Origin of the sequence: Sinomonas sp. G460-2 (assembly GCF_047759905.1) — a bacterium.
GTDB lineage: Bacteria > Actinomycetota > Actinomycetes > Actinomycetales > Micrococcaceae > Sinomonas.
Window position 1 is genome coordinate 1 of the sequence record NZ_JBKZWT010000116.1, and the last position, 10,531, is coordinate 10,531.

The 10,531-nt window shown below is 70.5% G+C and carries 11 protein-coding genes; 3 read left to right on the forward strand and 8 right to left on the reverse strand.

Going from position 1 to position 10,531, the window contains the following annotated elements; all coding sequences use genetic code 11:
• On the reverse strand, positions 1-1,151 hold a 1,151-nt coding region (locus ACLN58_RS12105; RefSeq protein WP_415855509.1), incomplete at its 3' end, for a multidrug effflux MFS transporter.
• A gap of 171 nt (positions 1,152-1,322) precedes the next feature.
• Between ACLN58_RS12105 and ACLN58_RS12110 the strand changes: the two genes are divergently transcribed.
• Positions 1,323-1,682 (forward strand): VOC family protein, encoded by a 360-nt coding sequence (locus ACLN58_RS12110; RefSeq protein WP_415855510.1) that lies wholly within the window; start codon positions 1,323-1,325, stop codon positions 1,680-1,682.
• Positions 1,683-1,717: 35 nt separating this feature from the next.
• On the opposite strand, the gene ACLN58_RS12115 is transcribed toward ACLN58_RS12110, so the two are convergent.
• Positions 1,718-3,004 carry a uracil-xanthine permease family protein gene (locus tag ACLN58_RS12115; protein WP_415855511.1) on the reverse strand — a complete coding sequence of 429 codons (1,287 nt, stop codon included), beginning with the start codon at positions 3,002-3,004 and terminating at the stop codon, positions 1,718-1,720.
• A gap of 237 nt (positions 3,005-3,241) precedes the next feature.
• On the opposite strand from ACLN58_RS12115, the gene ACLN58_RS12120 reads away from it, so the two are divergent.
• A complete protein-coding gene (locus ACLN58_RS12120; protein ID WP_415855512.1) occupies positions 3,242-3,847 on the forward strand; it encodes a malonic semialdehyde reductase in 606 nt (201 codons plus the stop codon).
• Positions 3,848-3,867: 20 nt separating this feature from the next.
• Here the strand turns inward: ACLN58_RS12120 and ACLN58_RS12125 are convergent, their stop codons facing one another.
• The 5 genes from ACLN58_RS12125 to ACLN58_RS12145 form a co-directional block, all read right to left on the reverse strand.
• Positions 3,868-5,343, reverse strand: a complete 1,476-nt coding sequence (locus ACLN58_RS12125) for an MFS transporter (protein ID WP_415855513.1) — start codon at positions 5,341-5,343, stop codon at positions 3,868-3,870.
• The gene (locus ACLN58_RS12130; protein WP_415855514.1) at positions 5,340-5,819 is read right to left on the reverse strand and encodes a MarR family winged helix-turn-helix transcriptional regulator; all 480 of its coding nucleotides are present in this window, start codon (positions 5,817-5,819) and stop codon (positions 5,340-5,342) included. Before ACLN58_RS12130 ends, ACLN58_RS12125 begins: the two co-directional genes overlap by 4 nt.
• A gap of 119 nt (positions 5,820-5,938) precedes the next feature.
• Positions 5,939-7,594: a phosphoglucomutase (alpha-D-glucose-1,6-bisphosphate-dependent) gene (gene pgm, locus ACLN58_RS12135; protein WP_415855515.1), complete on the reverse strand. Its 1,656-nt coding sequence runs from the start codon at positions 7,592-7,594 to the stop codon at positions 5,939-5,941.
• Between the two features lie 105 nt (positions 7,595-7,699).
• On the reverse strand, positions 7,700-7,990 hold the full coding sequence (locus ACLN58_RS12140) for a hypothetical protein (protein WP_415855516.1): 291 nt from the start codon (positions 7,988-7,990) through the stop codon (positions 7,700-7,702).
• 50 nt (positions 7,991-8,040) lie between these two features.
• Entirely contained in the window at positions 8,041-9,156 is a 1,116-nt protein-coding gene (locus ACLN58_RS12145) for a M4 family metallopeptidase (protein ID WP_415855517.1), read from the reverse strand.
• A 147-nt stretch (positions 9,157-9,303) separates the two neighbouring features.
• On the opposite strand from ACLN58_RS12145, the gene ACLN58_RS12150 reads away from it, so the two are divergent.
• Positions 9,304-10,047: a DUF4190 domain-containing protein gene (locus tag ACLN58_RS12150; protein WP_415855518.1), complete on the forward strand. Its 744-nt coding sequence runs from the start codon at positions 9,304-9,306 to the stop codon at positions 10,045-10,047.
• On the opposite strand, the gene ACLN58_RS12155 is transcribed toward ACLN58_RS12150, so the two are convergent.
• Positions 10,022-10,531 (reverse strand): amidase family protein (locus ACLN58_RS12155; protein WP_415855519.1); only part of this gene is annotated, 510 nt, incomplete at its 5' end. The genes ACLN58_RS12150 and ACLN58_RS12155 overlap by 26 nt on opposite strands.

Here is a 10,531-nt window from a genome sequence, read left to right on the forward strand (position 1 = left end):
GCCACGAGCCCGAGACCGGTCGCGTTGTGCTCGCCGCCCAGCCCTACGAGCGGCGCGGCGAGACCCCCGAACAGGAACCGGGTGAGCCCGAGCAGTGACGACGCGGTCCCCGCGATGTCGCGATACCCGGACAGCGCGAGCGAGGTCGACGGCGGATTGGTCACAGCAACCCCCGCGACCATCGTGAAGAGCGAGACGATGACCGCGATGAGCGGCAGATGCAGCAGCGCCGTCACGAGAAGGAGCAGCGCGCCCGCGACGCACAGCACGAGGCCGATCGCGAGCGTTCGCCGCTCAGACCAACGCTCCGAGACGCGCCCCGACGTGAAGCCGAACACCATGAAGCCGAGCGAGTTGAGCCCGAACGCGAGCGCGTACTGCTGCGGCGTGAGCCCGTAGATCCCCTGGAGCACGAACGTCGCGCCGGCGAGGTACGCGAACAGCGCCGCGCCCGTGAACGCCGTGACGAGGAGCGAGGCCACGAACGTGCTGTCCGAGAGGAGCCGCCCGAAGCTGCGCACGGTGTGGGGGAGCCCGCCCTCGGTCCTGAGCTCGGCGGGAAGGGTCTCGCGGAAGATGATCGCGGACGCCACGAGGATCCCCACCCCCACGACCGCGAGGAATACGAACGCCCCGCGCCAGTCCGTGAACGCTGCGATCTGCCCGCCGATCACGGGCCCGATGATCGCCGCGAGCCCGCCGAGCACGGCGAGCCGGCCGTAGTAGCGCACGAGCTTCCCGCCCGAGTACAGGTCGCGGCCCGCCGCTTGCGCGGTCACGATCCCCACCGAGCCCGCGAGGCCCTGCACAAGTCGCGCCGCGATGAGAGTCTCGATCGTGGGGCTCGCCGCGCACAGCGCCGAGGCGGCGATGTAGGCGACGATCCCGATCAAGAGCGGGCGACGGCGGCCGAACCGGTCCGAGAGCGGGCCCGCCAGGATCTGGCCGAAGGCGAGGCCGAGGAGGCATGCCGACACTGTCAGCTGGGCGGTCGAGGTCTCCGCGTGGAGGTCCCGCGTGAGCGCGGGCAGCACCGGGAGGTAGAGGTCCATCGAGATGGGGCCGAACGCCGTGAGCAGGCCGAGCACCACGGCGAGCGAGCGGCTCACGGCCCGCTGGGTGGTGCGCGTCGAGGCGTCGGTTGCGGTCATGGCGTCCCTATCGGTCGTTGCTTGTGTGCTCTCAGGTAATCAGCTTGGCGCCGGGCGGGGGAGAGGCTGTCGATACGGGTACCCGCAGTACCCCCTTCGGGGCAGTACCTCCTTCGGGGGCCGGCGCGCTGCGGACAGGCCCTGTCCGCGGCGGCCGCTAGATTATGGGTCATGGCCATCGCACGTTACCCAAGCCTCGTCATCGACTGCCCCGACCCGACCGAGCTCGGGGCGTTCTACGCCGCGCTCCTGGACTGGAAGACCGAGACCGCCGAAGCCGACTGGGTGGAGATCCGCGCCGAGTACGGTCAGCTCATCTCGTTCCAGAAGGTGGAGGACTACAGCCCTCCCCGCTGGCCCACGCAGGATGTCCCGCAGCAGATGCACCTCGACGTCACCGTGGACGATCTCGATGCCGCCGAGTCCGAGGTTCTCAAGCTCGGCGCGAGCAAGGCCGAGTACCAGCCCGGGACCACGTTCCGTGTGTTCCTCGACCCCGCGGGCCACCCGTTCTGCCTGTGCCGCGAGTGACGCGCCGCTGACCCCCTGGGCTGGGCGCCAGCTCGTCAGCGTTCGGTTTCGGACTCCCGCACCGTGCCCCGCCACCGGGCGAGCGCGGTCATGCCGTGGTAGACGAGCAGCGCCGCGGCCGAGCCGAGCGCGATGCCCGCGAAGCTCAGCTGGCCCACCGTCCACGTGTAGTCGGCGATCCCGATGATGAGTGCCACGGCCGCGGTCGTGAGGTTGATCTGGTTCGAGAAGTTCACGCGGCCCTGGACCCAGATCTTGACGCCGAGCACGCCGATCAACCCGTAGAGCATCGTCGCGGCGCCGCCGAGCACGCCCTGGGGGACGGTCGCGATGAGCTCGCCGAACTTGGGCGAGAAGCTGAGCAGGAGCGCGCACGCGCCGGCCACCCAGTACGCGGCGGTCGAGTAGACCTTCGTTGCGGCCATGACGCCGATGTTCTCGGCGTACGTCGTGGTGCCCGAGCCTCCGCCGAGCCCCGCGAGCACGGTCGCGGCCCCGTCGGCCATGAGCGCCCGCCCGGAGACGCCGTCGAGGTTCTGCCCGGTCATGGTTGCGACGCTCTTCACGTGGCCGATGTTCTCCGCGACGAGGACGAGGACCACGGGCACGAACAGACCGAGGACCCCGACGTGGAACGTGGGGGTCTGGAAATGGGGGAGGCCGATCCACGCGGCCGAATCCACCTTCGAGAAGTCGACCTCGCCGCGGGCCACCGCCACGAGATAGCCTGCCACCACGCCGACCAGGATGCTGAGGCGGCCCAGAATCCCGCGGAACAGCACGCTCACGAGGATGATCGCGACGAGGGTCACGAGGGCCGTGACCGGCGCGGCCACGAAATTCTGCTTCGCGGCCGGTGCGAGGTTGAGCCCGATGAGCGCCACGATCGAGCCCGTGACGACCGGCGGCATGACGATGTTGATCCAGTGCGCCCCGAAGCGCTGGACCACGGCGCCCACGAGGGCGAGGACGGCCCCGGCCACGACCACCCCGCCGAGCGCCCCGGCGACGCCGTATCGCTGCTGCGACGCGAGGATCGGCGCGATGAAGGCGAACGAGGAACCGAGGTAGCTCGGCACCCGACCCCGCGTGATGACGAGGAACAGAAGCGTGCCGACTCCGGAGAAGAAGAGCGTCGTGGCGGGCGGCATGTGCGTGAGGATCGGCACGAGGAACGTGGCACCGAACATCGCGACCACGTGCTGGAGGCCGATTCCGATGGTGAGCGGCCACGCGAGCCGCTCCTGCGGAGCGACGACCTCCCCGGGTCGCACCGAGCGGCCGTCGCCATGGAGCTTCCATCTGGTTCCGAGCATGCTCATGCGCTGGCGCCTTCCGAAGGGTGAGGGTGGGCGGGCAGGGTGTGATCGCCGGGGGACATCCTACTCGCGGGCCGCGCTGCGGCCGGCTGCGTGCGTGCGCTCCAGCGGAGCCGGTGTGGCGAATCTCACCGTTCGTAGCGGAAGTCTTGCGGACGACGGCGGGTTTCTCACCTCAGAGGGTGACGGACAGCGCCACCGCCGTTTCGGAGGACCTTTCGTCCGCAGAAGGAGACCAGCATGAGCATCGCCCACCAGGAAGCCGCACTGGACGCAGCCGCCGTCGACGCCCTTTTCGTCGAGGCCCGCACCGCCAACACGTTCACGGGCGAGGTCACCGACGAGCAGGCCCAGGCCATCTACGAGCTCACGAAGTTCGGTCCGACGGCGTTCAACAACCAGCCCCTGCGCATCACGTACGTGCGTTCGGCCGAGGCCCGCGAGCGGCTCGTCGCGCACATGATGCCCGGCAACCAGGAGAAGACCCGCACCGCCCCGCTCGTCGCGGTCCTCGCGTTTGACGCGGAGTGGCACGAGAAGTGGGACGAGTTCCTCCCCGCGGCCCTGCGCGCGAAGGCGATGTTCGACGGCGACGAGTCCCTCCGCTACGGCACTGGCCGCGACAACGCGCACCTTCAGGCCGGCTACTTCATCCTCGCCGTGCGCGCGCTCGGCTTCGCGGCGGGCCCGATGACGGGTGCTGACTTCGCCGGGATCGACGCCGAGTTCTTCCCCGAGGGCGGGCGCAAGAGCTTCCTCGTCGTGAACATCGGGCTCCCGGGCGCCGACGCCTTTGGCCCGGCCAAGACGAAGTTCGCGTTCGAGGACGTCGTCGAGACCCTCTAACCGGAGAGCCCGGGCCCGCGTCAGGCCTTCCTGACGCGGTCGGCCCGATCCCTCGGCCCCGCGACCCGCGGCAGGCTTCCGGTAGGGTTCCGCTGGACCGACACGGTCCGCGGCCGCGCGGCGCGTGGAGTCTTGCACTCCACTGGTTTGTTGGGGGCCGGGGCTCCCGCGGGGCGCGGGGGCGCGAGAGCTGGCCCCTCGATCGGCGGGATGTGTCCATTCGTCGCATCGGCACCCACGAGCTCGCGGGACCACCGCGCCGCCCACGCGGAACGCAGCTGGTCCCGCAGCGTGCCGTCGCCCCATCGGCTCAGGGCCACGACGCCGAGGACCCCGGCGGCGAGGGCCGCCAGGCCGCCCACGAGCACGGACCAGCGCGGCCCGGCGGTGTTCGCGATCCAGCCGACGAGTGGGGCGCCGATGGGCGTCCCGCCCTGGATGACCGCCATGTACAGCGCGAGGACCCGGCCCCGGTACTGGGCGTCCGTGCTGAGCTGCACGATCGTGTTGCACAGGTTGAGGAACGTGATCGAGGCGAGCCCCACGGGGACGAGCATGATCGCGAACCACACGTAGCTGGGCATCGTCGCGGCGACCACAGTCGCGACGCCGAGCACGATCGCCGCGCCCACGAGCAGTCTCATGCGCGGCCCCTTCCGGCGCGCCGCGAGCAGCGCCCCGGCGAGGGTGCCAATCGCCATGATCGAGCCGAGCAGGCCATACGCGTCCGGGCCTGCGCGGAACACGTCGGCGGCCATGAGCGCGTTGGTGACCTGGAAGTTGAGGGTGAACATCCCGACAAGAGCGGCCATCGCCATGATGAGCACGAGGCGCGGCTGGGTCCGCACGTAGCGGATCCCCTCGGCAATCTGGTGTTTGCCGCGGGGGAGCGGCGCACTGCGATGCAGCAGGTCGACGCGCAGCCTCGTGAGGGACGTGAGGACCGCCGCGAAAGTTGCGGCGTTGAGCAGGAACACCCACCCCGTGCCGATGATCCCGATGAGCACGCCCGCGATGCCGGGACCCGCGAGGCGCGCGAGGTTGAAGGAGGCGCTGTTGAGCGCCACCGCGTTCGGGACGTCCGCGCGCCCCACGAGCTCCGAGACGAAGGCCTGCCGCGGCGGGGCGTCGAAGGCGCTCGCGACGCCGAGGAGCAACGCGATCGCGTAGATCTGCCACAGCTGAGCCGCGCCCGTGAGCACGAGCGCGCCCTGGAGCAGGGCCAGCAGGCCCATCGCGGCCTGCGTTCCGATCAGCAGTTTGCGCTTGTCGAGCCGGTCGCCCAGGACTCCGGCGTACGGCCCGAGCACGAGGATGGGAAGGAATTGAAGCCCCGTGGTGATGCCCACGGCGGCGCCGTCGTGCTGGGTGAGCTGGGTGAGCACGAGCCAGTCCTGAGCGACGCGCTGCATCCAGGTACCAACGTTGGAGACGAGGGCGCCGGCGGCCCAGCGGCGGTAGTTCGGGTGGCGGAGGGCTCTGAACGTTTTGCTCACTTGGCCGCCATCTCGAGGAGGATCTCGGCGGCGCGGTGCATCGTGGCTCGGTCCGCCTCGGGGAGTCCCTGAAGGCGGGCCGCGAGCCACGCTGACCGCAGCCGTCGCGACTCTTCGACGATGGCTCGGCCTTGATCGGTGATTTCGACGACGACCTGGCGGCCGTCCGTCGGATTGTCGTTGCGGCTTACGAGATTCTGGGCCGCGAGGGCGTTGACCGTGCGCGTCATGCTGGGCGCCTGGACGCACTCGGCGTCGGCGAGCTGGCGCATCGTCTGCGGCCCGCGCTTCGCGAGGAGCCCGAGGACCGTGGTCTGCCCCGGGGTGACGACATCGCTCCCGGCTTGGATGCGCAGCAGGCGGGAGGTGCGCATGATCGCGATGCGGAGTTCGACGGCAAGCTCGCCGAGATCGGGCGCGCCGGTCCCGGCGGGCAGTGGCGTGGGTGTTGCTTCGGGAGCTGCGGCGGGAATCATCGATACTTAGCCTAGTTCATTAGCTTTGCTAAGTATATGATCGCGGTCACCTCGTGGCGTTTGCGCCGTCACGTTCGCTGGGTGCGCACCCAGCGAACGTGACGGCGCAACGAGGGGCGCTAGGAGATGACGGAGTCGACGAGCGCCTTCGCCTCGGCCTGGACCTGCTTGAGGTGGTCCTCGCCCTTGAACGACTCGGCGTAGATCTTGTACACGTCTTCGGTGCCAGACGGCCGGGCCGCGAACCACGCGTTCTCGGTCGTGACCTTGAGCCCGCCGATCTTCGCGCCGTTGCCCGGAGCCTCCGTGAGCTTCGCCGTGATCGGCTCGCCCGCGAGCTCCGTCGCCGTCACGTCGGCGGCGGAGAGCTTGCCGAGCTTGGCCTTCTGCTCCCGGCTCGCCGCGGCGTCGACGCGGGCGTACGACGGCGACCCATACTTCGCGGCGAGGTCCGCGTAGCGCTGGGACGGGCTTTGTCCGGTGACGGCCTGGATCTCGGACGCGAGGAGGCACAGCAGGATGCCGTCCTTGTCCGTGGTCCACACGCCGCCGTCGAGCTTGACGAAGCTCGCGCCAGCGCTCTCCTCGCCACCGAACGCGCCTTGCCCCGTCAGGAGCCCCGGCACGAACCACTTGAAACCCACCGGTACCTCGACGAGCTTGCGGCCGAGCCCGCCCGCCACCCGATCGATCATGGAGGAGCTCACGAGCGTCTTGCCGACCACCGAGTCCGGCCGCCATCCCGTGCGGTTCCGGTACAGGTAGTCGATCGCCACGGAGAGGTAGTGGTTCGGGTTCATGAGCCCGCCGTCGGGGGTCACGATGCCGTGGCGGTCGGCGTCGGCGTCGTTGCCGGTCGCGATGTCGTATTTCGCCTCGCCCGAGTTGACCTTGGCGATGAGCCCGGCCATGGCCGAGGGCGACGAGCAGTCCATGCGGATCTTCTCGTCCCAGTCGAGCGTCATGAACGCCCACTGCGGGTCCACGGTCGGGTTGACGACCGTGAGGTTGAGGTGGTGGCGCTCGCCGATCTCGCCCCAGTAGTCGACCGATGCGCCGCCCATGGGGTCCGCGCCGATCCGCACGCCCGCGTCGCGGATCGCCGCGAGGTCGAGGACCTGCGGGAGGTCGTCGACGTAGGAGGACAGGAAGTCGTACTGGCCCGTCGTGTCCGCGGCGAGCGCGTCCTGAAGCGGGATGCGCTTGACCCCGCTGAGGTCCGCCTCGAGCAGGGCGTTCGCGCGGTCCGCGATCCAGCCGGTCGCGTCGGTGTCGGCCGGGCCGCCGTGCGGCGGGTTGTACTTGAACCCGCCGTCGGCCGGCGGGTTGTGGCTCGGCGTGACGACGATGCCGTCGGCGCGGGCGGGGTCGTCCTCCGAACGCCCGGCGTTGTACTTGAGGATCGCGTGGCTCAGGGACGGGGTCGGCGTGTAGCCGTGGCGCGCGTCGATGAGAACCGTGACCCCGTTCGCGCCGAGGACTTCGAGCGCCGTGTTGGTGGCGGGCTCGCTCAGTCCGTGGGTGTCACGCGCGAGGAACAGCGGCCCGCGGATGCCTTGGCCGGCTCTGTATTCGACGATCGCCTGCGTGATGGCGGCGATGTGCTTCTCGTTGAAGGACGCCTTGAGGCTCGAGCCGCGGTGGCCCGAGGTCCCGAATGCGACGCGCTGGCCCGGATCGCTCAGGTCAGGCGAGACGTCGTAATAGGCGTCCAGGAGTGCCGTGATGTCCACGAGGTCGGTGGGGAGGGCAACGGTGCCTGCTCGGTTAGCCATGCCCATAGCTTTGCAGAGAACACCAACCGCGAGTGGCGTGCGCGTGAAGATTTCCCGTGGTGACGCCGGCTTGGTGGGTCGCTCAAGCGGGAGCGGCCGACGGCGTCACGCGCCTTGCGCTAGGACGCGCTCCGCCAGTTCCCGCAACGGCCCGGTGAGCGTACCATCCGGGACGTCGACCCGCTGCCGCCCCAGCCGCACCGTCCACTGGAACGCATCGCGCACGAGCCCGGGTCCGCCGCGGTCCGCGAACTCCCCGGACTGGCTGCGGGCCGCTCGGTAGAGAGCCGCCCACGCGTCGTCGTCCGCGGTGCGCTCGCCTCGCATCGTGAACTCGACCGCGGCACGCCGCGGGATCCCGGTGACGCCTCCCGACCGGGACACGCTGACTCTCACGGTTGCCGCTCCCTCCTCATGGCTCTGCCCGGGCTCACGCGCGCCCGGCCTCACGCTCTCGACGCGCGGCCGGCCGCGTTGGCGGGCAGCCGGACCGTGATTCCCACGCCCCGCCAGCCGTCCCGCACGGCCCGCTCCTCCGCGGACTCGCGGCCGAACAATTGCCGTGCCACGAGGACAGTCTCGCGGGCGAAGCCGCGGAAGTCGACGTCCGCCGGGAGTCGGCCCTGGGCGACGGTCTCGAACCATACGCGCCCGGCCCGCTCCCACGCGGGCCCACCGAGCGCCGTCGCCGCGAGGTAGAACGCGTGATTCGGGATGCCGGAGTTGAGGTGGACTCCGCCGTTGTCATCGCGTGTTCGCACGAACCCGTCCATGTGGGCGGGCTGCGGGTCGTTGCCGAGCACGGGGTCGTTGTACGCGGTGCCCGGTGCCTTGAGGGACCGGACTCCCACGCCCTTCACGCCGCGCGCAAAGATGCCCTCGCCGACGATCCACGCGGCCTGGTCCGCGCTCTGCCCGCTCGCGTGCTGCTCGACGAGAACGCCGATGACGTCGGCGAAGCTCTCGTTGAGCGCCCCGGACTGGCCCTCGTAGGCGAGGTTGGTCGTGTACTGGAGCAGGCCGTGCCCGAGCTCGTGGGCGATGATGCTGAGCGAGGACGTGAACGAGTTGAAGACCTTGCCATCGCCGTCTCCGAAGACCATGCGGGAGCCGTCCCAGAACGCGTTGTCGTAGCCGCTGCCGTAATGGACCGTGCCCTCGAGCGCGAGCCCCGCACCGTCGAGACTCGAGCGGCCGAACGAGTCCTCGAGGAACTCGTACGTGGCCCCGAGCCCGTCGTACGCGCGGTTCACGTCGCCGTCGTCGACCGCCGCCTGACCCTCTTTGCGCACGAGCCGCCCCGGCAGCGCTTCGCTGTTCTCCGCGTCGCTGATCTCGCGGTGGAGTCCGGCGTCGGACGGGGCTGGCCGCGCGCCAACGCCGTCCGACGCGCGGTCCCCCCGGAGCCTGCTGTCGGTCAAGAGCGTGCGCCTGGCCAACTCGGCGACGACAGCGAGGCTCGACTTCTCCGGCACGGCGCCGTGCGGTGCCGCGTTCGCGAGCCGCTCGAGGAGGTATGGCGGGATGGCGCCGGGTCGGATGGGTGCGCGCTCTGTCATCATGGGGCCACGCTACGGGGGCCCTCCGACAATTTATCAAGCCTCCCAGCGGGCCGCGCTCAAGCGGTCGGCGAAGGCCCGACGCCGCCCTCCGAAGGTACGCTGGTGGCAGCATGCGATGGGGACATGCGCGAGGTGACGGAGGGACAGATGTCAGACCCGCAGAGTGGCGCCGCCACGCCAGATGACCGGCCAGAGTCAAGCGAACCGCAGCCCAGCGAACCGCAGCCCAGCGAACCGCAGCCGGCCGATCGGCCCACCGAACCGATCCATCGCGAGAGCCGCCACACCACGCGGCCCATCCCGCCGATTCCGCACGCGCCGGCGCCGCCCCTCGGCCAGACGCCTGAGGCGCCGCCCGAGCCGCCGCGGGAGGCCCCAGCCCAGCCTGGTCCCGGTCAGAGCCCGTACGCCCAGCCCGGCCCCTACGCTCAGCCCGGCACAACCCAGCCCGGCTATGGCCCGGGTCCGTACAGCCAGGGCGCCTACTACCAGCAGCCCCAGTATGCCCAGCCCCAGTACGCCCAGCCCCAGTACGCCCAACCCCAGTACGCCCAACCCCAGTACAGCCAACCCCAGTACAGCCAGCCGCAGCAATCCCCGTATTCCTATCCGGCACAGCCTTATGCCTACGCGCCCCCGGAGCCTCGTGGCCTGAGCATCGCGTCGATGGTGTGCGGTATCGCGTCTCTCCTGGGCTTCGGCGTCTTCCTCCTGCCGCAGGTGGCGGCGGTCATCATGGGCCATCTGGCGCTCTCCCGCGAGCCAGCCGGACGGGGTTTCGCGATCGCAGGCCTCGCGACGGGCTACTTCTGCCTCCTGATCACTGTCGCGGTCCTCGCGTTCATCGCGATCGGCATCGCCTCGGTCAGCTCGTACCCCTCGGGCTACTGAGCGGGCCTCCGGGCCGGACCACCCGCGGAGTCTCGAGGGTCCGCGCGAGCGCGAGGAGCCTCCCCTCCGAACCAAGCGGCCCCACGAGCTGAACTCCCATCGGTAGCCCGCCGTCCGTCCAGTGCGTCGGGACGCTCACGGCGGGCAGCCCGCACACGTTGACCATCGATGACCACGGCGCGAACTCGCATTGGCGCGCATAGTCGGCGTCCGCCGTCGTCTGCCATTCGGCGCCCGAGAACCAGCCGATGGGCCGTGGCGTCTGGGCGAGGGCGGGCATGAGGATGGCGTCCCACGGCGCGAACTGGGCGATCGTGTCGCGCTCGAAGCGCCGCAGGAACTCGAGCGCCTCGTCGAGCCGCGCGCGGCTTCGCTGCTGTGCGCGCCGGCGGAACGCGCGCGTGAGGGGCGTGAGCAGCGGCTCGCGTTCGGGCGCGATCCTCAGGGTCCCGACGCTGGCCGTCCACGCGGCCGTGAAGGCGTC